At 60.9% G+C, this 26,355-nt stretch carries 21 protein-coding genes and 1 riboswitch; of the genes, 7 read left to right on the forward strand and 14 right to left on the reverse strand.

Features of this window, described 5'->3' with window-relative positions; all coding sequences use genetic code 11:
• Positions 1 to 852: a flagellar motor stator protein MotA gene (gene motA / locus F475_RS10680; RefSeq protein ID WP_111453890.1), complete on the reverse strand. Its 852-nt coding sequence runs from the start codon at positions 850 to 852 to the stop codon at positions 1 to 3.
• A gap of 166 nt (positions 853 to 1,018) precedes the next feature.
• Between motA and F475_RS10685 the strand changes: the two genes are divergently transcribed.
• From F475_RS10685 to F475_RS10700, 4 genes are all read left to right on the forward strand, one after another.
• Positions 1,019 to 2,551 (forward strand): HDOD domain-containing protein, encoded by a 1,533-nt coding sequence (locus tag F475_RS10685; RefSeq protein ID WP_111453891.1) that lies wholly within the window; start codon positions 1,019 to 1,021, stop codon positions 2,549 to 2,551.
• A gap of 96 nt (positions 2,552 to 2,647) precedes the next feature.
• Entirely contained in the window at positions 2,648 to 3,463 is an 816-nt protein-coding gene (locus F475_RS10690) for a rhodanese-like domain-containing protein (protein ID WP_111453892.1), read from the forward strand.
• A gap of 18 nt (positions 3,464 to 3,481) precedes the next feature.
• Positions 3,482 to 4,342 carry an archaetidylserine decarboxylase gene (gene asd / locus F475_RS10695; protein WP_007939614.1) on the forward strand — a complete coding sequence of 287 codons (861 nt, stop codon included), beginning with the start codon at positions 3,482 to 3,484 and terminating at the stop codon, positions 4,340 to 4,342.
• Between the two features lie 135 nt (positions 4,343 to 4,477).
• The gene (locus tag F475_RS10700) at positions 4,478 to 6,265 is read left to right on the forward strand and encodes a molecular chaperone (RefSeq protein ID WP_111453893.1); all 1,788 of its coding nucleotides are present in this window, start codon (positions 4,478 to 4,480) and stop codon (positions 6,263 to 6,265) included.
• Between the two features lie 69 nt (positions 6,266 to 6,334).
• Here the strand turns inward: F475_RS10700 and serB are convergent, their stop codons facing one another.
• A complete protein-coding gene (gene serB, locus F475_RS10705; protein ID WP_007939616.1) occupies positions 6,335 to 7,549 on the reverse strand; it encodes a phosphoserine phosphatase SerB in 1,215 nt (404 codons plus the stop codon).
• 134 nt (positions 7,550 to 7,683) lie between these two features.
• On the opposite strand from serB, the gene F475_RS10710 reads away from it, so the two are divergent.
• Positions 7,684 to 9,213, forward strand: coding sequence for an AhpA/YtjB family protein (locus tag F475_RS10710; protein WP_111453894.1), 1,530 nt, complete (start codon positions 7,684 to 7,686; stop codon positions 9,211 to 9,213).
• 163 nt (positions 9,214 to 9,376) lie between these two features.
• Here the strand turns inward: F475_RS10710 and F475_RS10715 are convergent, their stop codons facing one another.
• The 9 genes from F475_RS10715 to F475_RS10755 all read right to left on the reverse strand — a co-directional run bounded on the left by F475_RS10715 (position 9,377) and on the right by F475_RS10755 (position 18,746).
• A complete protein-coding gene (locus F475_RS10715; protein WP_018928520.1) occupies positions 9,377 to 10,090 on the reverse strand; it encodes a membrane integrity-associated transporter subunit PqiC in 714 nt (237 codons plus the stop codon).
• A gap of 176 nt (positions 10,091 to 10,266) precedes the next feature.
• Positions 10,267 to 12,531: a DNA topoisomerase IV subunit A gene (parC, locus tag F475_RS10720; protein WP_018928521.1), complete on the reverse strand. Its 2,265-nt coding sequence runs from the start codon at positions 12,529 to 12,531 to the stop codon at positions 10,267 to 10,269.
• A 10-nt stretch (positions 12,532 to 12,541) separates the two neighbouring features.
• Positions 12,542 to 13,063 (reverse strand): TIGR02281 family clan AA aspartic protease, encoded by a 522-nt coding sequence (locus tag F475_RS10725; RefSeq protein WP_018928522.1) that lies wholly within the window; start codon positions 13,061 to 13,063, stop codon positions 12,542 to 12,544.
• On the reverse strand, positions 13,060 to 14,049 hold the full coding sequence (locus F475_RS10730; protein ID WP_064616003.1) for an esterase-like activity of phytase family protein: 990 nt from the start codon (positions 14,047 to 14,049) through the stop codon (positions 13,060 to 13,062). The genes F475_RS10725 and F475_RS10730 overlap by 4 nt, the downstream gene beginning before the upstream one ends.
• A complete protein-coding gene (gene parE, locus F475_RS10735; protein WP_018928524.1) occupies positions 14,049 to 15,956 on the reverse strand; it encodes a DNA topoisomerase IV subunit B in 1,908 nt (635 codons plus the stop codon). Before parE ends, F475_RS10730 begins: the two co-directional genes overlap by 1 nt.
• Positions 15,957 to 15,998: 42 nt before the next feature.
• Positions 15,999 to 16,607, reverse strand: coding sequence for a YqiA/YcfP family alpha/beta fold hydrolase (locus F475_RS10740; protein WP_018928525.1), 609 nt, complete (start codon positions 16,605 to 16,607; stop codon positions 15,999 to 16,001).
• A 151-nt stretch (positions 16,608 to 16,758) separates the two neighbouring features.
• Positions 16,759 to 17,574: a 3',5'-cyclic-AMP phosphodiesterase gene (gene cpdA, locus F475_RS10745; RefSeq protein ID WP_026286607.1), complete on the reverse strand. Its 816-nt coding sequence runs from the start codon at positions 17,572 to 17,574 to the stop codon at positions 16,759 to 16,761.
• A 111-nt stretch (positions 17,575 to 17,685) separates the two neighbouring features.
• Positions 17,686 to 18,138 (reverse strand): DUF1249 domain-containing protein, encoded by a 453-nt coding sequence (locus F475_RS10750; RefSeq protein ID WP_007939629.1) that lies wholly within the window; start codon positions 18,136 to 18,138, stop codon positions 17,686 to 17,688.
• A complete protein-coding gene (locus F475_RS10755) occupies positions 18,129 to 18,746 on the reverse strand; it encodes an NUDIX domain-containing protein (RefSeq protein WP_007939630.1) in 618 nt (205 codons plus the stop codon). Before F475_RS10755 ends, F475_RS10750 begins: the two co-directional genes overlap by 10 nt.
• A 229-nt stretch (positions 18,747 to 18,975) precedes the next feature.
• On the opposite strand from F475_RS10755, the gene F475_RS10760 reads away from it, so the two are divergent.
• Positions 18,976 to 19,722, forward strand: a complete 747-nt coding sequence (locus F475_RS10760; protein ID WP_019582183.1) for an RsiV family protein — start codon at positions 18,976 to 18,978, stop codon at positions 19,720 to 19,722.
• On the opposite strand, the gene cytX is transcribed toward F475_RS10760, so the two are convergent.
• Positions 19,691 to 20,983, reverse strand: a complete 1,293-nt coding sequence (gene cytX / locus F475_RS10765; protein WP_019650713.1) for a putative hydroxymethylpyrimidine transporter CytX — start codon at positions 20,981 to 20,983, stop codon at positions 19,691 to 19,693. The genes F475_RS10760 and cytX overlap by 32 nt on opposite strands.
• A 213-nt stretch (positions 20,984 to 21,196) precedes the next feature.
• The gene (thiC, locus tag F475_RS10775) at positions 21,197 to 23,086 is read right to left on the reverse strand and encodes a phosphomethylpyrimidine synthase ThiC (protein ID WP_018928531.1); all 1,890 of its coding nucleotides are present in this window, start codon (positions 23,084 to 23,086) and stop codon (positions 21,197 to 21,199) included.
• 166 nt (positions 23,087 to 23,252) lie between these two features.
• Positions 23,253 to 23,358: riboswitch (TPP riboswitch) on the reverse strand.
• A gap of 206 nt (positions 23,359 to 23,564) precedes the next feature.
• Here thiC and F475_RS10780 point away from each other — a divergent pair.
• Positions 23,565 to 24,998, forward strand: a complete 1,434-nt coding sequence (locus F475_RS10780) for a TolC family outer membrane protein (RefSeq protein ID WP_064615998.1) — start codon at positions 23,565 to 23,567, stop codon at positions 24,996 to 24,998.
• A 66-nt stretch (positions 24,999 to 25,064) separates the two neighbouring features.
• Here the strand turns inward: F475_RS10780 and waaA are convergent, their stop codons facing one another.
• A complete protein-coding gene (waaA, locus tag F475_RS10785) occupies positions 25,065 to 26,342 on the reverse strand; it encodes a lipid IV(A) 3-deoxy-D-manno-octulosonic acid transferase (protein WP_064615997.1) in 1,278 nt (425 codons plus the stop codon).
• Positions 26,343 to 26,355: the final 13 nt, after the last annotated feature.

Genomic DNA, 26,355 nt, shown 5'->3' on the forward strand with positions numbered 1-26,355 from the left:
TTAACGACCGCGAACCGCTTGTTCCAGCTCAGCGAAGCTAGGACGGTGCGCCGGGTACAGAACCTTGCGACCGAACTCCACCGCCAGCGACGGCGGCATCCCGGAAGCCGAAGCCACCAGCGAAGCCTTTATGGCTTCGTAGGTGTTCAGTTCTTCCTTGGCATCGTGAGCCAGGGAATGGGCCAGCGGGCCAAAGAAACCGTAGGCCGCGAGAATACCGAAGAAGGTACCGACCAGTGCCGCCCCCACGTGCAGACCGATGGACTTCTGGTCGCCTTCGCCCAGGGATGCCATGGTCACCACGATCCCCAATACCGCCGCGACGATACCGAAACCGGGCATGGCGTCGGCGATGCCGTTCACCGCGTGGGATGGGTGCTCGAGGTCTTCCTTGAGGCTGTAGAGTTCCATGTCGAACAGGCCTTCCAGCTCATGGGGAGCCATGTTGCCGGAGGACATGATGCGCAGGTAATCGCAGATGAACGCGGTCATGCGTTCGTCTTTGAGCACCGCCGGGTACTTGGCGAAGATCGGGCTCGCGGAGGCATCTTCGATGTCGCCTTCGATCGCCATCATGCCTTCGCGACGGCTCTTGTTGAGGATCTCGTAAATCAGCCCCAGCACTTCCAGGTAGAAGGTGTGGTTGAAACGCGAGCTGAACATGCCCAAGGACTTCTTGAGCACGTGCATTGTCATGTGGCCGGGGTTGGCCTGCAGGAAGGCGCCAAGGGCCGCGCCACCGATAATCATCACCTCGAAAGGCTGGATGAGAGCGGCAATCTTGCCGTGGGAAAGCACGTATCCGCCGAGCACGCTCGCGAATACGACGATGATGCCGATAATTTTAGCCATAGGTAGGAGAGCACTTACTGAGTCGGGTTCAAGGTCATATTCGGAAGTTAAAAAATCTCTTCTTCTACTTATCGGCAAAACTGCGCCAGACTATAGCCAGTTAAGGCGAAAAGCTAATTTGACCCGTTCAGGGCATAGGTAAAGCAGACGATGATCGCGTCCAGACATGGCTAACGAAACGAACGTCCCAACGCCAAAACCAACCACGCTTGAAGGCTGGGTCAAGCTTCTCGATGGCGTGCGCCTGCCGGTTCCGCAAGCCAGCCACGACCGGGTCTGCAAAGCCATCCGCGATAACCGCAGTTCCCTGCGCGACATCGCCGAACTGATGCAGGAAAGCCCGGCCCTGGCCTTGAGCGTGATTCGCGAAGCCAACCGTCACACCCATGGCAGCATGACCGAGCCTGCTGAAAACCTTGAGGTGGCGATCAATCGCCTCGGTTTGAAACGCACCGAAGAACTGCTCGACCGCCTGCCCGCCGAACCCCAATTGCAAATCCCCGTCGCCCTGCGCCAGCTTCAACTGATCAGCCAGCACGCCACTCAACAGGCCAACGGTTTTTTCGCCAGTCGCCTGGCGCGACTGTGGCAGGACATCCACTGGGGCAGCCTGCTGTTTCTCTCGCCACTCTGGCCCATGGCGCTGACCCATCCGCAGCTGCTTGAAGAGTGGGAGTTGCGGGTCATCCATAAAGGCGAGTCGGCACGCAAAGTCGAAAAGCAATTGTTCGGCGTGCGCCTGCTGGACATCTGTCTGGCACTGGTGGACGTCTGGCGCCTGCCGATCTGGGTGCAGCAAGGTTATCGGCTGCTGCGCAGCGAACAACGTGAGCTGGTGAAAGTTCTGCGCATCGCGCGCGACAGCGACCACCCATTGCGCCAACAGAACCGCCTCGATGACGACCCGACGTTGCGCCGCTGGCTCAATCAGCCTGCCAATACCGTGCTGCTGGCCAACGGTCTGGCGTTGGCGGCACAACAGGCCTGGGACAGCCCCCACTGCGAGCGCTGGCAGTACCTGACCAGTCTTTACCTGCAAATGCCGATGGATGAGGTGCAACAACAATTGCACCAGCAGGCCGCCAACAGCGCTCGCCAACACGCCATGCCAGACCTCTGGCACCCGGCCGAATCGCTGATCTGGCCACCGGGTGCGCACCGCGTTCATGCCGGTTTGTTGCCCGCACCGGCACCGACCACCGAAGACCTGGCGAAGTGGCGCAAGCAATGCGCCGAATTGCTGGTGGAGCCGAGCCGCTTTACCAATGCCATGCACTTGACCACATCGGCCCGGGACGCCCTGGTGGCGTGTGGCATGCGCCGGGTGATGATTCTGATGGCCGATCGCACGCACGCCAATTTGCGTGTGCACCAGACCGCCGGGCTGCCCAAGGAAGTGGCCGGCCTGAACCTGGTGGTCAGTCAGAGCACCGTGCTGCAACGCCTGCTCGCGCAACAGGCCCAGGTGCGCCTGACGCCGGCCAACAACGCACAATTCTCGGCCCTGCTGCCAGCCAGCCTGCGCTCACAGTTCAGCGGCGAACACCTGCTGCTGCGCTCACTGGTCAACAACGGCCGGGTGATCATGATCGTGGTAGCGGATCAGGGCGGCGGACCGTTCTCGGAAATCACCGTGCAAGCGTTCGGCAAAACCGCTCAATGCATCGAAAAGGCCCTGCACAGCTTTAGCCACCGCTAGGGCCTGTTATCAGTTATTTCCTGCCCCAAAATAACTGATAACAGGCCCTCATGACGCTGCGCTACAATCCTCCCCTTTGTGCTCTGGAGACCTCACATGTCTGACTTCTCTGGCTTGGCGCTGGTGATCGAACCGAGCGACCTGCTCCCGCGTCTCGACTCCCGCGAACTGATTCTGGTGGACCTGACCAGCAGCGCCCGCTATGCCGAAGGGCATATCCCCGGTGCACGCTTTGTCGATCCAAAACGCACTCAGCTGGGGCAGGCACCTGCGCCTGGTCTGTTGCCGACCCACGCCGCGCTTGAAGCATTGTTCGGCGAACTGGGGCACAACCCCGATGCAGTCTATGTCGTCTATGACGACGAAGGCGGCGGTTGGGCCGGGCGCTTTATCTGGCTGCTGGATGTCATCGGCCACAGCAAATATCACTATGTCGACGGCGGCCTGCCGGCCTGGCTGGCGGAAGGCTTGCCCATGTCGATCCAGATCCCGCCGGCAGTCGGCGGCCCGGTCGCCCTGACCCTGCACGACGAACCTGTCGCCACCCGCGAATACCTGCAAAGCCGCCTCGGTGCTGCTGACCTGGCGATCTGGGACGCACGCGGCCCGCTGGAATACTCCGGCGAGAAAGTGTTGGCGGCCAAGGGCGGGCACATCCCCGGCGCGGTCAATTTCGAATGGACCGCCGGCATGGATCAGGCGCGCAACCTGCGCATCCGCACCGACATGCCGAAAATCCTGGAACAACTCGGCATTACCAAAGACAAAGAAGTCATTACCCACTGCCAGACACACCATCGTTCTGGCTTCACCTATCTGGTGGCCAAGTCGCTCGGTTATCCGCGGGTCAAAGGCTACGCCGGCTCCTGGGGCGAATGGGGCAACCACCCTGACACGCCCGTAGAGATTTAAGTTTTTCAAGGACAGTTAATGAATAAGCGTTTGTTTATCCTCAGCCAATACCTGCTGCCCCATCACTTGCTCTCGCGACTGGCCGGCTGCATTGCCGAATGCCGTGTGCGCTGGTTCAAGAACGCCTTTACCGCCTGGTTCGCCAAGCGTTATCAAGTGGACATGTCCCAGGCGCTGGTCGAAGACCTGACCGCTTACGAGCACTTCAATGCGTTCTTCACCCGCGCCTTGAAAGACGGCGCTCGCCCGCTGGATCAAACCCCGGGCGCGATCCTCAGCCCGGCCGACGGTGCCGTCAGCCAGCTCGGCCCGATCGAACACGGTCGCGTTTTCCAGGCCAAGGGCCACAGCTTCAGCGTGCTGGAACTGCTGGGTGGCGACGCAGCCAACGCAGCGCCCTTCATGGGCGGCGATTTCGCCACCATTTACCTGTCGCCGAAAGACTACCACCGTGTGCACATGCCGCTGGCCGGCACCCTGCGCGAGATGGTCTACATCCCCGGCCGCATCTTCTCGGTCAACCAGACCACCGCTGAAAACGTTCCGGAACTGTTCGCCCGCAACGAGCGTGTAGCGTGCATTTTCGACACTGAACGCGGCCCGATGGCCGTGGTACTGGTGGGCGCGATGATTGTGGCGTCGATCGAAACCGTTTGGGCTGGCTTGGTCACACCGCCAAAACGCGAGCTGAAAACCTTCCGCTACGACGAAGCGGCCCGTGCGCCGATTCACTTGGAAAAAGGTGCGGAACTGGGTCGTTTCAAGCTCGGTTCTACGGCGGTCGTGCTGTTCGGGCCGGATCAAGTGAAATGGGCTGAAGGGCTGGGCGCCCTTTCGCCAGTGCAGATGGGCCAGGGCATCGGCCTGCCAACCGCCTGATCCCTCGATCCGATCCCACGAACGCCTTTCGTGGGATCGGGCATTTCCTCCCGCTGCGCCCCCTCCTCCAGCGTTCATAGCTGCTACAGTCAAAGTCATTCGTTGCCCATTTCACGGTCGGAGTTTGTCCACGGCATGAATGAGACCAATCCTGCCCTGCTGCTACGCGCACCGATCCCGACGCAGTCGCGCCTGTCTTTCTGCGAAGCCACGCCACGCGACCTCAAGCGCTGGATCGCCAACCTGCCCAAAGCCAACATCGGTGAAACCGCTCGCCAGTTGTATCAAGGCCTGAGCGAACTCAACCAGTTGCTCACACCCAGCGACAATCGCCTGCAATTGCTCGAATTGCTGCGGCCCGAGGTGTATTACGTCTGCAAGCACCTGGAGCGGCATTTCCTGCATCAGGCCATTGTGCTCGACGAGCGTTCGCGCAAAATCGCCAACCTTTGCCAGGCGCTGCAGAGCCACTTGGCGATCGGCTACAAGCAGATCGTCGTCCGCATCGCACCGCGCTTCAGTAAAGACCGTGCGCCGCTGCTGACCCAGTCATTGCAACGTGCCGTCCATTGCTTGAACGGTACTTTGATCCGCGCAACTGAGCTCTATTGCCCGGCGCCCGAAGGGCTGTGGCTGGAACTGCATCAGCTGTACCGGATCGGCTGCGAACATCAGCTGCAACGTCAGAGCGTGCGCGATGAACTGGCCAGCCAGACGCAAAGCCTGAGTATCGAGCAGACCTACGTTGTCGCCCTCCTGCTGGGTGCTTCACGCTGCAATCAACTGCGCCAGAACCAGATCGCCCGGCTCGCCGAGGTGCTGGAACCCTGGAGCCAATGGATCAAGCTGCAACCCTTTAAACCGGACAACGGGCTGTTTGCCATCGTCCCGGATCTCGACAGCGGCCCGCGTTATCGCACCAAGTTCCCGGCCGAACACCAGGAGCGCTTGTTGGGGATCGACCCGCAGCCCCTGGTCGCCGCCATCGAAACCCATCTGCAACAATCGGCCGACAAGGCATCGCCGCTGCCGGTTCCGATGGGCCTCAATCTGGATACGCTGCAACACCTGCATGCCGCCTGGGGGCAGGCCTCCGAGCGCGGCTTCCAGCGCACCGTCGGCCACGGCACGTTGACCCTGTGCGTGGGCATGAGCGCCCTGCACTTTTATCTCGGTGGCAAACGCCCGTTCAACGACATCCTGAAAAAACCCGGCGCCCGTCCCGCGCAGTTCTCGGCAACCGAGCCGACAGGACGCGCCAAGGACCAATGGAAACAGGCCTTCGACGCCGCCCCCCATGGCACGGCAGACACGCTGCTGCCCTACGAAGAGATCGAATATCCACACCTTCAGAAACATGACAACCACGAGGCGTCCGGCCAACAGCATTTCCCGACCTACGCGCTACCGGTGATCAATCACAGTCCTGGCGGTTATTGCCTGGCCTGGCCCGGCGCAGTGCCTGCCGAACTGCAGGCTGGCGAAATGGTCGGTATCGAGGATACGGCCGGTCAAGGCTGGAGCGTTGCCGTGGTGCGCTGGATCCGCCAGGTACGGGGCGGTGGCACGCAGATGGGTATCGAGCAGGTTGCGCCTTACGCCGAGCCCTGCGGCCTGCAACTGATTCGCTCCGACGACGAACACAGCCAGTACTTGCGCGGGCTGTTACTGCCCGCCATCAGCGCCATCGACCTGCCGGCCACCCTGCTCACCCCGCGCCTGCCGTTCCAGGAAGGGAATAAGGTGCTGATCAACACCAATGGCCAGGAACGCCCGGCCGAGCTGGAGCGACGGATGACGAGCACCAACAGCTTCAATCAGTTTGCCTACCGTTCGCTGGAGGTAGCCAGAAACGAAAACGCCGCGGAAGGCGGCGTGGTCGGGGTCGCGCAAGAATTTGATTCGTTGTGGAAGTCGCTATAACGGCGAGTCCCAGAGGGTGCCCCTATCGCGAGCAGGCTCGTGATGGGGCTCGCCCGGACGGTCGAAAACTCAGAGCTGCCCGTCGCGATCCCGGAAACCCAGCAGATACAGCACGCCATCCAGCCCAAGGGTGGAAATCGCCTGCTTCGCCGATTGTTTGACCAATGGTTTGGCGCGGAACGCTACGCCCAGCCCGGCAATCGCCAGCATCGGCAGGTCGTTGGCACCGTCACCGACGGCAATCGTCTGCTCCAGACGCAAACCTTCTTTATGCGCCAGCTCACGCAGCAAATCCGCCTTGCGCTGTGCATCGACAATCGGCTCGACCGCCACGCCGGTGACCTTGCCATCGACCACTTCCAGTTCGTTGGCGAACACATAGTCGATGCCCAGCTTGGCCTGCAGTTGCTTGGCGAAGTAAGTGAAGCCGCCCGACAGAATCGCGGTCTTGTAGCCCAGGCGCTTGAGTTCGGCGAACAGGGTTTCGGCGCCCTCGGTCAGGCGCAGGGAAGCACCGATGGAGTCCAGCACGCTGACGTCCAGCCCTTGCAGCAAGGCCAGGCGCTCCTTGAAGCTGGCGCGGAAGTCCAGCTCGCCGGCCATCGCCCGCTCAGTAATCGCGGACACCTGGTCGCCAACGCCGGCGGCCTTGGCCAGTTCGTCGATGACCTCGGCTTCAATCAGCGTCGAGTCCATGTCGAACACCGCCAGACGACGGTTACGGCGGAACAGCGAATCTTCCTGGAAGGCGATGTCGACGTTCAGCTCTTGCGCAACGCTGAGGAATTCAGCCCGCAGCGCTTGCGGGTCAGCCGCTTCGCCACGCACGGAAAACTCGATGCAACCCTTGCCCTTGTCGGCCGGGGTGTCCAGCGGCATGCGGCCGGACAGACGGTCGATATGGTCGATGTTCAGACCGTATTTGGCGGTGATCGAACTCACACGCTGCAATTGCTCGGCGGTCACTTTGCGGGTCAACAGGGTGACGATGTGGCGTTTCTTGCCCTGGTTGCCGACCCACTGCTGGTAATCCTCTTCGGACACCGGCGTGAAACGCACTTGTTGCTCAAGCTCATAGCCTTTGAACAGGATGTCTTTGAGCACCGAGTTGCCTTGCTCGGTGTCAGGAATTTCAACCAGGATGCCGAACGACAGGGTGTCGTGGATCACCGCCTGACCGATGTCGAGAATGTTCACACCACCCTGGGCCAGAACGCCGGTTATGGCCGCAGTCAGACCCGGACGGTCGACTCCCGTGATGTTTATCAGGACGATTTCGCGCAAGGCGCACCCCCGCAGGTGGAAAAAAACCGCATTCTACCCATTTTCAGTGACCATCGGGCACCGCGAGCGCTTTGACGGCCTAGGGCCTGTCGCTATACTGCGCGTCAACTTCACGGACAAAGAGCCGAGCTCAAGTGAACCGGCCCACGCCAGTAAAAACCGATAACTTCTTTCTGCTGATCTTCCGGGCACTGCGTCATCGCCGTGTACCGATCGCATTACGCATTGCCAGCCATAACGTGATCCTGGTCGCTCTGGCCCTGGTGATCTATGCCTGCGTGATGGGTTTGCAGTTCAAGCAGGCCATGCACGAGCAGGCGGATGCCCTGGGCGAAAGCCTGACTACCCAGACGGCTACGTCGGCCACGGAGCTGTTGGTGTCCAACGACATCCTCAGCCTGAATGTGCTGCTCAACAACCTGACCAAGAACAAGCTGGTGGCCCACGCTGCCATCTACAGCGTGGATAACCGCATCCTCGCCGAAGCCGGTCAGCGTCCCAAGCACGGCCTGCTGGGCGAAGCCGAAGGCATGTACCAGAGCAAGATCACCTTCCAGGACGTGACCGCCGGGCAACTGCGCATCAGCCTGGACATGGATCAGTTCCAGCAGCCGATGACCATCAGCCTGCAAAGCATGGGCATTCTGAGCGCGATTCTGCTGGCGCTGTCCCTGGCCTTGAGCCTGCGCCTGGGCCGCAATATCTCCACGCCGCTGCTGCAATTGCGCGTGTGGCTGCGCAATATCGACGAATACACCCCGGCCACCGAGCGTCAGGATGAAGTCGGCGATCTGGCTCGTCAGCTGCACGCCAATTTCGCGCCGGAGCCGGCCGAACCCGAGCCCGTTCCAGAGCCCGAGTTCGACGACAGCGATGACGACGAAGAGGCCGATCCGGCCTTCGAAGTACGCAACCTGCGTGATCCTAGCTTCGATGAAACCCGACCGGTGGCAGGTCTCAAGCCTGCGCCGCGGCGCATTGTCAGCACGGTCGAAGACGACGAGGATGACGAAGACCCGTTTGCCGATCTGCGTGACGACTCGACAGACAGTGCGCCGAAATCCGTCGCAAAACCGCAGGTATCGAACGTACCTCAACACAGCGCGGTACTGGCGGTACAACTGGGCGCACAGGATCAACTGCGCCGCCTGCCCCGCGCACGCCTGGAAGAGCTGCTCAAACGCTACCGCGATTGCCTCGATCAGGCGGCGTCGCTCTACCAGAGCGAACTGCACACCCTGAACGATGGCAGCACGCTGATGCTGTTCCATACCGAAGACAGCGGCGATGACTACCTGACCAACGCCATCTGCTGCGGTGAGTTGCTGCGCGCCCTGGGTCATCAGTTGCAGATCGAAGTCGCCGACAGCGGCATCACCCTGCAATTGCAGTTGGGCCTGACCTTGGGCGACGAACTGTTCGGCTTGAGCCAGATCGACCTGCTACTGACCGAAACCGCTCAGGATGCCCTGGCCCTGTCGCAACACAGCCGCAACCTGCTGCTGGTGGAGCGCAAGATCAGCGACGACGCGCTGATTCGCCAGCGTGCGCGGATCCGCCCGATTGCAAGCCCTGAGGGTGCGTGCTGCGTAGAACGCCTGATGGAGCCTTATCCATCGATGCTGGAGCGGCAACTGGCGCGGATGCACGAACGCCGGGCATAACCCGTAACCTTGTGCCCGCTATAGAGAAGCCCGCAGATGAGTGATCGTCTGCGGGCTTTTTGTTGTCCCTTAACTCTTGTAGCAGCTGCCGAGCTGCTACAACCAACCCGCAAAAACAACAAAGCCCGCACAAGGCGGGCTTTGTTCTGGACTCAATCCAGGCTCAGAACCTGAACACTTCCATATCCGTACGAATCGGCGAGGCCATCGGGATCTTTGGCTGTTTCTCCGGCTCTGCTGCCGGTGCTGCCGGTTTGGCAGCCGGTTTACGCGGTGCTTCAGCGATCGGTGGCTGGTTGGCCAGTGGCTTGAGCGCTGTGGACAGTTGCTCGGCCAGACGCTGCAGCAACACACCCTGGGCCTGAACCTGAGACGCCGTGCCGCCGGAGTGCTGCTCCTGCAGATGAACGATACGGTTATCACGCACCTGACCACGACGATCGATCAGGCGCCATTGCGCGTCCAGGATCGCCGGTTGCGACACACCCGAGTCCAGACGGGTGATGGTCAGCAGAACCTGAACATCCGGCGTGAAGCCCACTGTCGCAGGTGCCAGGACAACGCGTTGGCTGTCCAGATGACCAGCGACCTGACGCAGCAACAGCTGATCGATGTCCGACGACAGGCTGCCGGCCCAACGACCGTCGGCCGACGCTTGAAGGCTGCCATCCGGCTGACGTTGCAACAAGGTTTCGCGTTGCAGGTAATCAGCAACCGTTACCGGGCCCAACAATACCGCCATGCCCGCGCTTTGCGCAGGCTGAGCCGGACTTCCGCTGTCCAGCTGATACAGCGACACCGGCTGGTGCACGCTGCAACCCGCCAGGCCAAGAACGCCAGCGAGCATCAAAATAAAAGGAAGGCGCAGAGCAGTCATCGTCCCATCCAGGTGGCTGCCACAAGGCTCACCACAGTGAAAATACTCAAAAAATATGAAGAACACTCGGCTACGCCGGCGCTTGAAAGGCCATATCATCCGTGAATATGCGTTCCGACTCCAGCGCCAAAGCGTCGATCTACGCGTTAAATCGTAGATCGAGCGCTCTAGGACGCTTAATTGAGGTTTTCGACGAACAGCGCATCCACTCTCTGAAAACCGCGTGGCAGCTTATTACCGCGACGCCCACGCTCACCTTTGTAGTGTTCAAGGTCGTCCGCCTTCAGCGACAAGGTACGTTTGCCGGCCTGCAGCACCAAAGTGGCGCCCTCCGGCAAAACAGCGATGTCCGTGACATATTCTTCGCGACTGGCAACACGCTCACCGGGAATCCCGATGATCTTATTCCCTTTACCTTTACCTAATTGTGGCAGATCGCTGATTTTGAAGATCAGCAGGCGACCCTCGGTGGTCACCGAGGCCAGCCAGTTGTGTTCACGGTCGGCCACCGGACGCGGCAGGATGACCTTGGCGTTGTTCGGCAGGCTCAACAGGGCCTTGCCCGCCTTGTTCTTGGCTTGCAGGTCTTCGCCCTTGACCACGAAACCGTAACCGGCGTCGGATGCGATCACGTACAGCGCATCGTCTTCAGGCATCAGCACGCATTCGAAGCTCGCCCCTGGTGGCGGCGTCAGACGGCCGGTCAGCGGTTCACCCTGGCCACGGGCCGACGGCAGTGTGTGGGTTGCAACCGAATAACTGCGGCCGGTGGAGTCGATAAACACCGCAAACTGGTTGGAACGCCCGGCCGCCGAGGTCTTGAAGCCATCCCCGGCCTTGTAGGACAGCCCGGTAGCATCGATGTCGTGACCTTTGGCGGAGCGAACCCAGCCTTTTTCCGACAACACGACCGTCACTTTCTCGTTCGGCAGCAGATCGTGCTCGGTCATCGCTTTGGCTTCGGCGCGCTCGACGATTGGCGAACGACGGTCGTCGCCATAGGTTTCGGCGTCTTTGATCAGCTCGCTGCGTACCAGTTTCTTCAGCTTGGCTTCGCTGCCCAGCAGGGCTTGCAGCTTGGCCTGCTCCTTGAGCAGTTCGTCCTGCTCGGCACGCAGCTTCATTTCTTCCAGTCGCGCCAACTGACGCAAACGGGTGTCGAGAATGTAATCGGCCTGGATCTCGCTCAGGGCGAAACGCTCGATCAGACTGGCCTTCGGATGCTCCTCGGTACGGATGATGTGGATCACTTCATCCAGGTTGAGGTAGGCAATCAGCAAGCCGTCCAACAGGTGCAGGCGACGCTCGACCTTGTCCAGACGGAATTGCAGGCGTCGACGCACGGTCCGCACGCGGAATTCCAGCCATTCCACCAGCAGTGCACGCAGGTTCTTGAGCTGCGGCTTGCCGTCGAGGCCAATGATATTGATGTTGACCCGGTAGCTGGATTCCAGCTCGGTGGTCGCGAACAGGTGCTGCATCAGCGCTTCGTGATCGACCCGGCTGTTCACCGGAATAATCACGATGCGGCAAGGGTTCTCGTGGTCCGACTCGTCGCGCAAGTCCGCGATCTGCGGGGCTTTCGACGGTTTGGCCTGCATCATCGCGGCAATCTGCTCCAGCACTTTGGCACCAGAGACCTGGTGCGGCAGCGCCGTCACGACGATGTCGCCGTCTTCGACGTGGTAAACAGCGCGCATGCGCACCGAACCGCGACCGGTTTCGTAGATTTTCAGCAGGTCGGCGCGCGGCGTGATGATTTCCGCTTCGGTCGGATAATCCGGCCCCTGAATGTGTTCGCAGAGCTGCTCGACCGTGGCTTTCGGTTCATCCAGCAAGCGCACGCAAGCGGTCGCGACTTCGCGCAGGTTATGCGGCGGGACGTCGGTGGCCATGCCCACGGCGATACCGGTGGTGCCGTTGAGCAGGATGTTCGGCAAACGGGCCGGCAACACCAGAGGTTCTTCCAGGGTGCCGTCGAAGTTCGGGCCCCAGTCCGCCGTGCCCTGGCCCAGTTCGCTGAGCAGCACTTCGGAATAACGCGACAGCCGCGCTTCGGTGTAACGCATGGCCGCGAAGGACTTGGGATCATCCGGCGCACCCCAGTTACCCTGGCCGTCGACCAGCGTGTAGCGGTAGCTGAACGGCTGGGCCATCAGCACCATGGCTTCGTAGCACGCCGAGTCGCCGTGGGGGTGGAATTTACCGAGCACGTCACCGACGGTACGCGCCGACTTCTTGTGCTTGGAATCGGCGTCCAGCCCCAACTCGCTCATCGCATAGACGATGCGTCGCTGTACCGGTTTCAGGCCGTCGCCGATATGCGGCAAGGCACGGTCCATGATCACGTACATGGAGTAGTTGAGGTAGGCATTTTCGGTGAAGTCAGCCAGTGACCGGCGTTCTACACCGTCCAGGCTGAGATCAAGGGAGTCGCTCATGCGGGCCTCATTATTTCGTGGTCTGGCGCAGCAGCATGGTGCCACCGCGCTGGGTAAATTCAAGTTTGTTCAGTGCGCTCATGCCGAGCAGCACTTGATTGCCGTGCAAACCGGGCGCCACCAGCGCGCGAACGTCACGCAGCACGATGGCGCCCAGTTGCAGCCGGTCGAGGCGGGTCCGATAACCCTCACTCAAGCCATTGGCCGTGCTCAGGGTCACCCCGAAGCCTTTTTCCAGTTTCAATCGTTCAGCCATTTCGGCCGGGATCGACACATCGGTTGCGCCGGTATCGAGCATGAACTCCACGGGCTGGCCGTTGATCTGGCCGGTGGCGACAAAATGCCCCTGGCTGTTACCGATCAGCTTCACCTCGATAAAACCCTGGCCCTGCTCAGAGCTGACGACGGTGTTGGGATTCTGTTGACGCTCCTCCCATTGACCGAAGAACCGCGTTGCCAGAAACAGCGCGGCGCCCCAGGCCAGCACCATCAACACCCGACCGGCGCGTTTGCCCGGCGGTTGCTGACTCATGGCTTGGCACTCCAGCCACCTTCAGGCGCGGCAAAGCGCCACACAATCGGCCGTACTTCACCGTCGGCGCGCGCACCGTAGTTGTTGTCGATACCGATCCAGGCACCGTCGACGTCCACGATCAACGCTTCCGCCAGCCCAAAGGGCTGTGAATAACGACGGTTTTCCTGCAAGGCCTCGGCAGCAAACGACCAGCAGCGCTCGACCTTGGTCGTCACCGCATCACGGCGACAGATCTGAAAGGCGTTGCGCTCAAGGGTAAACAGCTTGCCGTCGAACAATGACAGATCAGAAAAATCCCGAGGGCGCGCTCTGGCGTGGGGAAATTGCGCTGGCTGCATTTCCACCCCGCCTTCACTCAGCAGCACACAGCTACCGTCGCAGTCCCACACTGTTTGCTGGCGCTTGATCAGCAACAAACCGCGGCGCTCACGTTCGGCGGCCAGCCACAGCGTGTCACCGGCCGGATTGATCGCCAGGCCTTCGAACAACGCATTGAAGTGCAACAACATGCCGCTCGCCCGCGCTTCGCGCACCAGCATCGGCGAGATTTTCAGCCAGGACGCAGGCCCGGTTGGCGGTACTTGCAACACCGCGGCGTGGCCTTCGCTGACGATATAACGATTGCCCGCGCTGTCACAGGTGATGCCTTCGAAATCCAGATCCCCGCCCCGCACGAACGATGCCGCCCAAGTCCGCGCACGCAAGCCCCAAGGCAAACCGGTGTCGGGCACCAGGGGTACGTCAATGTGCACGGTTTCGGCTTGCCAGGTGGGGTTGCGGGTGTCGAGGCGATAGATTTGATCATCGTCGCGATCCGAAACGGTCCACAGCTCCTTGCCACACTGGGCCAGCCCCGACAGATTGCCGCCGCGCATGCCGTCGACGGCATGTTCGGACAACAGGCGCAGCTCTGGCGCGGGTTCCGCGCAAATCGTCACCGAAGTCAGCAGCAACGCACACGCCAGGGCCCAGCCAAAGCGCATCAGCCCAGAACCTCGGCCAAGTTGCCTTTGGATTCCAGCCAGGTCTTGCGATCGCCCGCGCGTTTTTTCGCCAGCAGCATGTCCATCATTTCCGAGGTCTCGGCGAAATCTTCACCCAGCGTCAGTTGCACCAGACGCCGCGTGTTAGGGTCCATGGTGGTTTCGCGCAACTGTGGCGGGTTCATTTCACCCAGGCCCTTGAATCGGGTGACCTGCGGCTTGCCGCGTTTCTTCTCGGCCACCAGGCGATCGAGGATGCCGTCGCGCTCGGCCTCGTCGAGGGCATAGTAGATTTCTTTGCCCAGGTCGATACGGTACAGCGGCGGCATGGCGACGTAGACGTGACCAGCCTCCACCAGTGGGCGGAAATGCTGGACGAACAAGGCGCAGAGCAAGGTGGCGATGTGCAGACCGTCGGAGTCGGCGTCGGCGAGGATGCAGATCTTGCCGTAACGCAACTGGCTCATGTCCGCCGCGCCCGGGTCGACACCAATCGCCACGGCGATGTTGTGCACTTCCTGGCTGGCCAGTACTTCGCTGCCGTCGACTTCCCAGGTGTTCAGGATCTTGCCGCGCAACGGCAGGATCGCCTGAAATTCTTTGTCCCGCGCTTGCTTGGCCGAACCGCCTGCGGAGTCACCTTCCACCAGGAACAGCTCGGAACGCATCGGGTCCTGCCCGGCGCAGTCGGCGAGCTTGCCCGGCAATGCCGGCCCTTGGGTAATGCGTTTGCGCTCGACCTTCTTGCTGGCCTTCAGACGACGGCCGGCGTTGTTGATCGCCAGCTCGGCCAGCAACATGCCGGTTTCCGGGTTGGCGTTGAGCCACAGGCTGAAAGCATCCTTGACCACGCCGGAAACGAAGGCGGCCGCTTCACGGGAGGACAGGCGCTCCTTGGTCTGGCCGGAGAATTGCGGTTCCTGCATCTTCATCGACAGGACGAAAGCGATACGCTCCCAGACGTCTTCCGGCGCCAGCTTCACACCACGCGGCAACAGGCTGCGGAACTCGCAGAACTCGCGCATGGCGTCGAGCAAGCCCTGACGCAGACCGTTGACGTGGGTACCGCCCTGGGCTGTCGGGATCAGGTTGACGTAGCTTTCCTGAACGCTGTCGCCACCCTCGGGCAACCACAGCAACGCCCAATCGACGGCTTCCTTGTTACCGGCCAGGCTGCCGCAGAACGGCTCGTCCGGCAGGCGTTCGAATTCGCTGACGGCGTCTACCAGGTAGGAGCGCAGGCCGTCTTCGTAATGCCATTCGACTTTCTCGCCGGTGGCCTTGTCTTCAAAACTGACCAGCAACCCCGGGCACAGAACGGCCTTGGCCTTGAGCACGTGCTTGAGGCGGCTGATGGAGAATTTCGGTGAATCGAAATACTTCGGGTCTGGTGCGAAAAACACGCTGGTGCCGGTATTGCGCTTGCCGACGGTGCCGACTACTTCCAGCTCGGTTTTCTTGTAACCGTCGGCGAAGGTCATCTGGTATTCGTTGCCGTCGCGTTTTACACGCACCCGGACTTCGGTCGACAAGGCATTGACCACGGAAATACCCACCCCGTGCAAACCGCCGGAGAACTGGTAGTTCTTGTTGGAAAACTTGCCGCCCGCATGGAGTTTGGTGAGGATCAGCTCGACGCCCGACACACCCTCTTCCGGGTGGATGTCCACCGGCATGCCACGGCCGTCATCGCTGACTTCCAGGGAGTGATCGGCGTGCAGGATGACCTGCACCGACGTCGCGTGCCCGGCCAAGGCTTCGTCGACGCTGTTGTCGATGACTTCCTGGGCGAGGTGGTTCGGCCGACTGGTGTCGGTGTACATGCCGGGGCGTTTGCGCACCGGGTCGAGGCCCGAGAGGACTTCGATGGCGTCTGCGTTATAAGAGCTAGCGCTGGGAGTGGCCATGGGGTCTCGTCGTCAGTGTTCAGTGAAAATAGGGGGCAATGATCACAGTGCTGTGAAATCGATCGCCTGATACAAATCTGCGCCGATGCCGGCAAAACTCAATATTGCCGGCAGTTGCGCGGCAAAACCCTGGAAACTATGGTCGCCGCCGGCCTGAATGCGCAAGGCACAGGCCCGGTAATATTGCTGGGCGAGGCGATAGTCCAGTGTTTCATCGCCAGTTTGCAACCATACCTGAAACCGCTGCGGATCCTGGGGCGCCGGCACTTCCAGCTCGGCCAGGGCCGTCACGTGGTCGTGGGTCATTTCCCAGGTCTCATCGGTATACAGGTTTTTCTGCGTCCCCAGAAACCCGTCGAACATCCGGTGCGGGCTGACGGCCGGGTTGATCAACAGGGCTTTCAAGCCATGGCGCTCGGCCAAGTGAGTCGCATAGTAGCCGCCGAGTGAGCTGCCGACCAGCAGTGGCCGCCCCAGCTCCACAATCGCCTGTTCCAGCTGAGCGATGGCCTCGCGGGGATGGTGATGCAGGGCCGGTACACGCAACTGATCGCTCAAGCCCAGCCGTTCCATCACATTCATCAACTGACAGGCCTTTTTCGACGCCGGCGCGCTGTTGAAACCATGGATATAAAGGATCGAACCAGACATTTGAGCTCCCTGTGCGTCGGGTAAAGAAGGCGGAGTTTACAGGGACTCGGGGGGAATCGGGGACATGCGTGGGATTCATGTCGCCTGAGCGAATGCCATCGCGGGCAAGCTCGCGATGGCCACGCCTCGGCCTTTGAAAATGACAAAGAAATCAGTAGCCGTTGGAGCCGTAATCAATCTGGAAATCGAACCCGGTCACGCGCTCAACGCCAGTTTCAAGCTGACCATCGGGCAACAGCCGCAACCACCGATACCCCGGCGCCTGCTCACTCACCTTGAAATCGTCGCTGCCCGGCTCGAACTGGATGCAGGTCGAGGGCGATGCGATCAGGCGAACACCGTTGCGCACTTGATCAATCTCCTGATGAACATGCCCCCAAAGCACCGCACGCACCTGCGCAAATCGATCCAGCACCGCGAACAACGCCTCTGGATTGCGCAATCCAATGGGCTCCATCCACGCACACCCGATCGACACCGGATGATGATGGAAACACACCAGATGATGCCGCTGCGGCGCCTCGCTCAACGAGCGCACGAGCAATTGCAACTGCTCATCCTGCAAATACCCCGGTACTGAACCCGGCACCGCCGAATCGAGCAACGTCACCCGCCAGTTGCCGATGTCCACCACCGACTCCAGCAATGCACTGTGCACCGCCGCCTCGGCCATGATCCGCGGCTCGTCGTGATTACCGGGGATCCAGCGCGCCGGGGCATCGATCTGCCGGGTCAGGTCGCGAAACAGCTGGTACGACTCCAGCGTCCCGTCCTGGGACAGATCGCCAGTGGCAATCATCAGATCGATCTGCGGTTGCTGCTTCAATACCAACTCAATCACCTGTTGCAGGCTGTCGCGGGTATTCATGCCCAGCAACGTCGCGTCCGCCTCGGCAAACAGATGACTGTCGGAGAGTTGCACCAGCAACGCCGGATCGGCGGTGGTCAAAGTGGATACGCTCGGCAAGGCGTTCTCCCAGGGCGTGATCACGGGATTGGAAAGTGCCGCAATTATGCTGGGGGACGATCAAAAGAGGAAACCTGTGAACCGGAAGCAGTTCACAACTACACAGCACTCTTAGCGCACAACGGCGTACTCGTGTCCGCAAGCCAGGCAATGACTCAGCCATTCCCCCAGGAACAGATTGAGTTGAGCCTTTTCGTCCGGCTGATGCATCGCGGCGTTCGGGTAAGGATAGATGCCGCGAAAGCGTCGTGCATGTTCGGCACTGATAACTTCAGCCATGCGCGCGTCGTGATACACCTGCACTTCCAGTTGCGGCACCGGCAACCAGGGCAGGCTGTGTTCCTGACGCACTTGCAGGGTGGTGGTGTATGGACAGGCTTGCAGCACTTCCAGGGCCAGCACGCCCAGCATCTGGTCACCCTGGGTCACGGCAATTCGCCGGGCCGCCGGATCGTTGCGCATGTCCGGCAACAGTCGCATCAGGCGCGCGTAGTTGGCCTCGCAGGAAGCTTGCAGCCCCACGAGATCAACCCGATAGCGATCGCGCAGCTTGTTTACGACCATAACCCCCTCACTTCCACGCGGTTCAAAGCCAACCACTGCAAGGCAATGATGCTCGCTGCGTTGGCAATACGTCCGTCACGCACGGCTTGCAGGGCATCTTCGAAAGCCCAGACCGTGACGCGAATATCTTCAGCCTCTTCCTCCAGCCCATGCAGGCCGCCAACCCCGGCACTGTCACAACGCCCCAGGTACAAGTGCACAAACTCGTTACTGCCACCCGGCGATGGAAAATATTTGGTCATCGGCCAGAGCGCCCCGAATACAAGTCCAGCTTCCTCCTGCGCTTCGCGGTGAGCAACTTCTTCCGGTATTTCATCCTTGTCGATCAGACCGGCGACCAGTTCGATCAGCCACGGATTGTCGGTCTTGCCCATGGCGCCGACGCGAAACTGCTCGATCAGCACCACTTCGTCGCGCTGTGGATCATAAGGCAGCACACACACCGCATCGTGGCGCAAGAACACTTCACGATTGATCTCGCGACTCATGCCGCCGTCGAACAATTCGTGGCGCAAGTGCACGCGGTCGAGCTTGTAGAAGCCCTCGTAGCACTTTTCACGCCGAACGATATCAACGGCGGTCGGAATGGCGTTGGCAAAATCAGTCATGACAATCCTCGTTTACTGCAAATCCGTTACGAGGCTCCTTTTGGTTACTTGCAACCTCGACTTCGCGCCATCCTAACGCGCCCGCGATGTTTGATGCAGCCCCTTTACAGTCAGCGGGATAGACGGTGAGGGCGAAACCAACTCTAATTAGCTTAGTGGCGAACTGACTGCCTCGTTGAGAGTCGAAGCGGGTAACTTTTCGCCTTCCCCTGTTTCATTAAGGACGCCCATGTCGCTTTTCAAGATCGCCTCCGTGGCCGCCATCGCCCTGACCTTGGGTGCGTGCCAGAGTCTTTTCCAGCCCAATTACCGGGCGCCGCTGGAAACCACCCGCGACGCTTCCGAACAGCTGAAACCGGGTTGCGCCAACCCTGACTGCCCGCTGGTGAACATCGATACGCTGCACTTCCCGGCTGAGCCTGCGCTTGACGGCATCATCGAAAAACGTTTGCTGCAAATGACCCGCACCTCACCCGACGCCCCTGTAGCGCCGACGCTGGCAGCGTATCGCGAGCAATTTCTGAACAGCGCCGAGCCGCGCTACAGCAGCTACTTGCAAGCCAAGGTACGTGAGCAGCATGACGGCTTGGTGATCATTGAATTGTCCAGCTATCTGGACAGCGGCGGTGCCCATGGCACGCCGGGCCGCGGTTTCATCAACTACTCGCGTCAGCAGCATAAAGTGCTGACGCTGTCGGATATGGTGATCCCGGGGCAGGAAGAAGCGTTCTGGAAAGCGGCCCAAGTGGCGCACAACAGCTGGTTGATCAGCACCAAACTCGATCAGGAGCCAGAGTTCGTCAAGAGCTGGCCGTTCGTGAAAACCCAGAACGTAGCGTTGACGTACGGCGGGGTGATCCTCAAGTACGAGGTGAGCACCCTTGCGCCTTACGCATTGGGCCACGTCGAACTGAAGATCCCCTACCCACGCCTGAACGGCATTCTCAAGCCTGAGCTGTTTCCCGGCCGTAGCTGAAGGCTCGACCAAGCACCAGTTGCAGCAGCCCTGCCAGTACCAGCGACGGCAGGGTTGCGCCGATGTCCGGATAGAGATTGGCCAGCAAGTGATAGGTGCTCACCCCGCCCAGCCAGGCGAGCAACGCCGGCCAGCGCAAGGCAGCCGATGCCACACGGGCACTGCGTTTGCGCAGGATGAAGTGATCCACCAGCACCACGCCAAACAGCGGCGCAAACACCGAACCGATCAACAGCAGGAAATTCTGGTACTGGGCCAATGGCGCCAGGCAAGCGATCAGTGTGCAGATCACGCCGATGGCCAAGGCCAGATGCTCGACTTTCAAGCGCAACAGAATCCCGCTGGACACCGCCGCCGAATGAATATCGGCAAAGGCATTTTCTGATTCATCCAACAGAATCAGCAGCAACGGAATCCCCAGGCCCGCACCGGCCAGCGCCAGCAGCAAGGCATTCACTTCACCGCTCGGCGCGAACGCCAGGGTGTACGCCACGCCCAGGCTCATCAGCCAGAAGTTACCGATAAAGAAACCCAGCGCCGTACCGCCGAACACATTCTTCGCACGCTTGCCGAAGCGCGAGTAGTCGGCAATCAGCGGCAGCCAGGACAGCGGCATCGCGATCGCAATGTCGAAGCCCACGGCGAACGGCATCGAACCATCACCGGCCTGCGCCCACAACGCCGCCAGGTCGGCCTTGGCGAACAGGTTCCAGGTCAGCCAGATGCACGCGGCCAGCAACAGCCAGATGCCCCACTTGCGCAGGATCTTGCGCACGAAGGTCAGCGGACCGCTGACCGCCAGCAAGGTGGCCAGTGCACCGAAGAACAGCGTCCATAGCAGCGGGTTCGACCACAGGCTGCCTTCGCTGAATGCACGGGCGCCGAGCAGGCTGGCGGCGTCGCGCATCACGATGATTTCGAACGAACCCCAACCAATCAGTTGCAGCAGGTTCAGCACCGCCGGAAGGCTTGCGCCTTTTTTACCAAGGCTGAGTTTGAGCGCGGCCATCGATGACAGGCCGGTGTCACTGCCGATCACGCCGACAGCGGCCAGCAACAGCACGCCGACCAGCGTGCCGAGAAAAATCGCCAGCAATGAACCGGACAGGCCCAGACCCGGCGCGAGCAACGCGCCGGTCTGCAATACCATCAGGCCGATGCCGAGGGAGAACCACAGGGAAAACAGATCCCGACCGCCGAAGACGCGCTTGTCGGTCGGCACGGCGATGTCCGGGGAGTAAGTGCTGGGTTGAATGCTCAAAGGGTGTTATCTCAGAGGAACATGTGTTGTGGTGTTGACCACCCTTTGTGGCGAGGGAGCTTGCTCCCGCTGGTCTGCGAAGCAGACCCAAAACAAGTCACCGCGGTCTGACAGTCAGATTGCGATTACCGATTTTACGACTGCTTCACAGCCGAGCGGGAGCAAGCTCCCTCGCCACAAGGGTAAGCGGCGCACCGGAGTGCGCCGGTCAGATCAAACCTTCTTGTACAGCTGACTGCCTTCCTGCTTGAACCGCTCAGCCTGTTCCGCCAGTCCCTTGGCGACTTCGGCATCGACGGTTTCGATCCGCTGGTTGGCCGCATATTCACGGACTTCCTGGGTGATTTTCATCGAGCAGAATTTCGGCCCGCACATGGAGCAGAAGTGCGCGACCTTGGCCGAATCCTTCGGCAGGGTTTCATCGTGGTACGAGCGCGCGGTGTCTGGATCGAGGCCCAGGTTGAACTGGTCTTCCCAGCGGAATTCGAAACGTGCCTTGCTCAAGGCGTTGTCGCGAATCTGTGCCCCCGGATGCCCTTTGGCCAGGTCGGCGGCGTGAGCGGCGATCTTGTAGGTGATGATCCCGGTCTTCACGTCATCCTTGTTCGGCAGGCCCAAGTGCTCCTTCGGCGTCACGTAGCAGAGCATGGCGCAACCGAACCAGCCGATCATCGCCGCACCGATACCGGAAGTGATGTGGTCGTAGCCTGGGGCGATGTCGGTGGTCAGTGGGCCGAGGGTGTAGAACGGCGCCTCGTCGCAGCACTCCAGCTGCTTGTCCATGTTCTCTTTGATCAACTGCATCGGCACGTGGCCCGGGCCTTCGATCATGCACTGCACGTCATGCTTCCAGGCGATTTTGGTCAGCTCGCCGAGGGTTTCCAGTTCACCGAATTGCGCTTCGTCGTTGGCGTCGGCAATCGAGCCCGGACGCAGGCCATCGCCCAGCGAGAAGCTGACGTCGTAGGCCTTCATGATTTCGCAGATGTCTTCGAAATGGGTGTAGAGGAAGTTTTCCTTGTGGTGCGCCAGGCACCACTTGGCCATGATCGAACCGCCACGGGAGACGATGCCGGTCACGCGCTTGGCAGTCAGCGGCACGTAGCGCAGCAACACGCCGGCGTGGATGGTGAAGTAGTCGACGCCCTGCTCGGCCTGTTCGATCAGTGTGTCGCGGAACAACTCCCAGGTCAGGTCTTCGGCGACGCCATTGACCTTCTCCAGTGCCTGATAGATCGGCACGGTACCGATCGGCACCGGCGAGTTACGGATAATCCATTCGCGGGTTTCGTGGATGTGCTTGCCGGTGGACAGGTCCATGACCGTGTCCGAACCCCAGCGAATGCCCCAGGTCAGCTTCGCCACTTCTTCTTCGATGGACGAACCCAAGGCACTGTTGCCGATGTTGCCGTTGATCTTCACCAGGAAGTTGCGGCCGATGATCATCGGTTCCAGTTCGGTGTGGTTGATGTTGGCCGGAATGATCGCGCGACCGCGGGCGATCTCTTCACGGACGAATTCCGGGGTGATGATTTTCGGCACGCTGGCGCCAAAGCTGTGGCCGGCGTGTTGCTGGTCCAGCAGGCCGGCGGCGCGGGCCACTTCGAGCTTCATGTTTTCGCGGATGGCGACGTATTCCATCTCGGCGGTGATGATGCCTTTACGGGCGTAGTGCATCTGGCTGACGTTGGCACCCGGCTTGGCGCGGCGCGGGTTGTTGACGTGGGCGAAACGCAGCTTGGTCAGTTCCGGATCGGCGAGGCGTTCCTGGCCGAAGTTGGAGCTCAGGCCGGACAGGCGCTCGGTGTCGCCACGGGATTCGATCCACGGCGACCGCACATCACCCAGGCCTTTGCGCACATCGATGGTGACATTGGGGTCGGTGTACGGGCCCGAGGTGTCATATACCACCACTGGCGCGTTGATTTCGCCGCCGAAGTCGGTCGGGGTCACATCCAGGCTGATTTCGCGCATCGGCACGAGGATGTCGGGGCGTGTGCCCTGAACATAGATTTTTTGCGAGCGGGTAAACGGCTGAACCGATTGCTGATCGACCTTGGCCGAGTCACTCAGGTTGGTTGCGCTTTTTGATTTTGTAGTCATCACGGGCTCTCCAGACACACATCCAGGCGGTGGATTTTTGTCGGAGCGAACCTGTAAACGAATGGACGCACGGGCGCTGGAAATTCCAGCAGGTGCTGTGCTCGATGCTCGAGGGGTGTTCGATTGTCGAACAACATCCCGGACGAAGCACAAGAGGACTCGCCGGGTGACGAGAAATCTTGTTCCCTACGCAGGCGCTAACCTGATCAGGTTCAACGGGATCCGAAATTATTCGATCTCAGCCTCATAGCAAGGCACCCCGACAAGAACCCGGCCAGTCTAGACATAACCGGCAAAGAACGCCAACACCACGGTAAACACCATGATGAATGGCGCAATCAGCGGATTGTTGCCGTGCCTGCGTGCAACTACACTCGCTACGCCGTGCCGCGCCTTGACGCTCTGCCTTGACGCTGCAGTGCGCCGCGCCGTAGCCTTGGCGTTCAAATTATCAGCGTAATTTTTTAGGGATGGCCTCATGCTGCGCAAACTCTCACTGGCCCTTGCCGTGTCTTGTGCGTCCAATGGAATGGCCTGGGCAGCAGAAGCGCCCTTATCGACCAAGACCGACCTGGTCAGCGTCTATCAAGAAGCGGTGGACAACAACGCCGATATCGCCGCCGCCCGCGCCCAGTACGGCGCCCAGAAGGAAGTCGTGCCCCAGGCCCGCGCCGGGTTGCTGCCCAACCTGTCGGCCGGTGCCAACATGAACGACACCCGCACCGCGCTCGATCAACCATCGGTGACCTCGAACCGCAGCGGCACGGTGTATCAGGCGACCTTGTCGCAACCGATTTTCCGCGCCGACCGCTGGTTCCAGTTCCAGGCCGCCAAGGACGTCAACGAACAGGCCGCCTTGCAACTCTCGGCCACTGAACAAAACTTGATCCTGCAAAGCGCCGAAAGCTACTTCAACGTACTGCGCAGCCAGGACAACCTGGCCTCGACCAAGGCCGAAGAAGCAGCCTTCAAACGCCAGCTCGACCAGTCCAACGAGCGCTTCGACGTCGGCCTGTCGGACAAGACCGATGTGCTGCAATCCCAGGCCAGTTACGACACCGCGCGGGCCAACCGGATTGTCGCCCAGCGTCAGGTGGATGACGCGTTCGAAGCGCTGATCACCCTGACCAACCGCCAGTACAACTCGATCCAGGGCATCGTCCACACCTTGCCGATCCTGCCGCCGGCACCGAACGACGCCAAGGCTTGGGTCGACACCGCCGCCAAGCAGAACCTCAATCTGCTGGCCAGCAACTACGCGGTGAGCGCCGCCGAAGAAACCCTCAAGCAGCGCAAGGCCGGGCATGCCCCCACCCTGGATGCGGTCGCGCAATACAGGAAAGGTGACAACGACGCCCTCGGTTTTACCAACCCGAGCGCGACCGGCGTGCATTACGGCGGCGATGTCGAGCAGCGCACTGTCGGCCTGCAATTGAGCATTCCGATCTACAGCGGCGGGCTCACCAGTTCCCAGGTGCGTGAGTCTTACTCACGGCTGGATCAGACCGAGCAACAACGCGAAGCGCTGCGTCGCCAGGTCGTGGAAAACACCCGTAACCTGCACCGCGCCGTCAACACCGACGTCGAGCAGGTGCAGGCACGTCGACAGTCGATCATTTCCAACCAGAGCGCGGTGGAAGCGACCGAAATCGGTTATCAGGTGGGGACGCGCAACATCGTCGACGTGCTCGATGCCCAGCGTCAGCTGTACACCTCGGTGCGCAACTACAACAACACGCGCTACGACTACATCCTCGACAACCTGCGCCTGAAGCAGGCCGCCGGCACCTTGAACCCGGGGGACTTGCAGGACCTGACCCGTTATCTCAAAGCCGACTACAACCCGGACAAGGACTTCTTGCCACCAGATCTGGCGAAGGCTGCGGCGGAGCAGTTGAAAGCGAGGCCTTAAACAGCAAAAGATCGTCCGAAGGCTCGGGCCGCGTTCGGACGATCTTTTTTGTTCGCGCGACTCGGTCTACCGCTCGATCAACCTGCCCAACCCGTCCAGCAACCGCTGCAACGCACCCTGATTGGTGCGCATTACCTTCAGCCCCGCCTCCGCCATCCGCTGTGCATCGCGCGGCAGTTCGAACAGCCGCTGCACCGCCAGTGCCAGGCCTTCAGCATCGTCGACCTCGGCCAGCGCCCCGGCGCTGCGCAACTGCGCGGCGATTTCGAGGAAGTTGAACAGGTGCGGCCCACTGAGCACCGGTTTGGCCAAGGCCGCCGGTTCCAGCAGGTTATGGCCACCATTGGGCACCAGGCTGCCGCCGACGAAAGCGCTGTCGGCCAAGGCGTAGAGAAACAGCAACTCGCCCATGGTGTCGCCCAGCAACACCGAAGTATCTGCGGTCACCGGCTCGCCCGTCGAACGCCGCACCGTGGTGAAACCTTTTTGCCGGCACAACTCAAACACCGGGTTGAAGCGCTCCGGATGACGCGGTACCAGAATCAACAAGGCATCGGGATGATTGGCCAACAGCCGACGATGGGCATCGAGCACCACTTCGTCTTCACCTTCATGGGTGCTCGCGGCGATCCACACCGGGCGATCCTGCGCCTGCCATTGCCCGCGCAGCTCGGCAGCACGCTGCAGCAGTTGCGGATCGATAGTCAGGTCGAACTTGATCGAACCGGTCACTTCAACCGTTTCCGGGCGCGCGCCCAAATCGCGGAAACGCTGCGCCTCGGCTTCGGTCTGCACTGCGAACAGGCTCATCTCGGCGAGCATCGGCCGGGTCAGGTTATGGAAGCGGCCATAACCTTTGGCCGAGCGCTCAGACAGTCGCGCATTAGCCAGGGCCACGGGAATTCCACGCTTGGCGCACTGATGGATATGGTTGGGCCAGAGTTCGGTTTCCATGATCACTGCCAGTTTCGGCCGGGCCCGATCAAGGAATCGCGCCGCAGCGCAAGGCAAGTCATAAGGCAAATAGCAGTGCTGGATGCGCGGCTCGTTGGCAAACAGCGCCTGGATGCGCTCAGACCCGGTCGGGGTCATGCAGGTGACGGTGATCGGCAGCGTCGGATATCGCTGCAGCAAGGCACGGATCATCGGCGCCGCGGCGATGCTTTCGCCTACCGACACCGCGTGCACCCAAAGGCCGTCCGGCTTCATCGCCGGTAGCGCGAGGGAGAAACGCTCGCCAATGCGTTTGGCGTACGCCGGCGCCTTGCGCGCCCGCAGCCAAAGCCGAATCGCTACCAATGGCAGCCCCAGGTAAAACAGCGCGGTGTAGAGGGTTCTATTCATGGCGGCGGAGTTT

It is taken from the genome of Pseudomonas sp. URMO17WK12:I6, assembly GCF_003253625.1.
In the GTDB taxonomy this organism is placed as follows: Bacteria; Pseudomonadota; Gammaproteobacteria; order Pseudomonadales; family Pseudomonadaceae; genus Aquipseudomonas.

Excerpts from the sequence above, each read along its gene's own strand:
- motA (WP_111453890.1), bottom strand. The coding sequence starts at position 852 with ATGGCTAAAATTATCGGCATCATCGTCGTATTCGCGAGCGTGCTCGGC.
- F475_RS10685 (WP_111453891.1), top strand. The coding sequence starts at position 1,019 with ATGGCTAACGAAACGAACGTCCCAACGCCAAAACCAACCACGCTTGAA.
- F475_RS10690 (WP_111453892.1), top strand. The coding sequence starts at position 2,648 with ATGTCTGACTTCTCTGGCTTGGCGCTGGTGATCGAACCGAGCGACCTG.
- asd (WP_007939614.1), top strand. The coding sequence starts at position 3,482 with ATGAATAAGCGTTTGTTTATCCTCAGCCAATACCTGCTGCCCCATCAC.
- F475_RS10700 (WP_111453893.1), top strand. The coding sequence starts at position 4,478 with ATGAATGAGACCAATCCTGCCCTGCTGCTACGCGCACCGATCCCGACG.
- F475_RS10715 (WP_018928520.1), bottom strand. The coding sequence starts at position 10,090 with ATGACTGCTCTGCGCCTTCCTTTTATTTTGATGCTCGCTGGCGTTCTT.
- parC (WP_018928521.1), bottom strand. The coding sequence starts at position 12,531 with ATGAGCGACTCCCTTGATCTCAGCCTGGACGGTGTAGAACGCCGGTCA.
- F475_RS10725 (WP_018928522.1), bottom strand. The coding sequence starts at position 13,063 with ATGAGTCAGCAACCGCCGGGCAAACGCGCCGGTCGGGTGTTGATGGTG.
- F475_RS10730 (WP_064616003.1), bottom strand. The coding sequence starts at position 14,049 with ATGCGCTTTGGCTGGGCCCTGGCGTGTGCGTTGCTGCTGACTTCGGTG.
- parE (WP_018928524.1), bottom strand. The coding sequence starts at position 15,956 with ATGGCCACTCCCAGCGCTAGCTCTTATAACGCAGACGCCATCGAAGTC.
- F475_RS10740 (WP_018928525.1), bottom strand. The coding sequence starts at position 16,607 with ATGTCTGGTTCGATCCTTTATATCCATGGTTTCAACAGCGCGCCGGCG.
- F475_RS10750 (WP_007939629.1), bottom strand. The coding sequence starts at position 18,138 with ATGGTCGTAAACAAGCTGCGCGATCGCTATCGGGTTGATCTCGTGGGG.
- F475_RS10755 (WP_007939630.1), bottom strand. The coding sequence starts at position 18,746 with ATGACTGATTTTGCCAACGCCATTCCGACCGCCGTTGATATCGTTCGG.
- F475_RS10760 (WP_019582183.1), top strand. The coding sequence starts at position 18,976 with ATGTCGCTTTTCAAGATCGCCTCCGTGGCCGCCATCGCCCTGACCTTG.
- thiC (WP_018928531.1), bottom strand. The coding sequence starts at position 23,086 with ATGACTACAAAATCAAAAAGCGCAACCAACCTGAGTGACTCGGCCAAG.
- F475_RS10780 (WP_064615998.1), top strand. The coding sequence starts at position 23,565 with ATGCTGCGCAAACTCTCACTGGCCCTTGCCGTGTCTTGTGCGTCCAAT.
- waaA (WP_064615997.1), bottom strand. The coding sequence starts at position 26,342 with ATGAATAGAACCCTCTACACCGCGCTGTTTTACCTGGGGCTGCCATTG.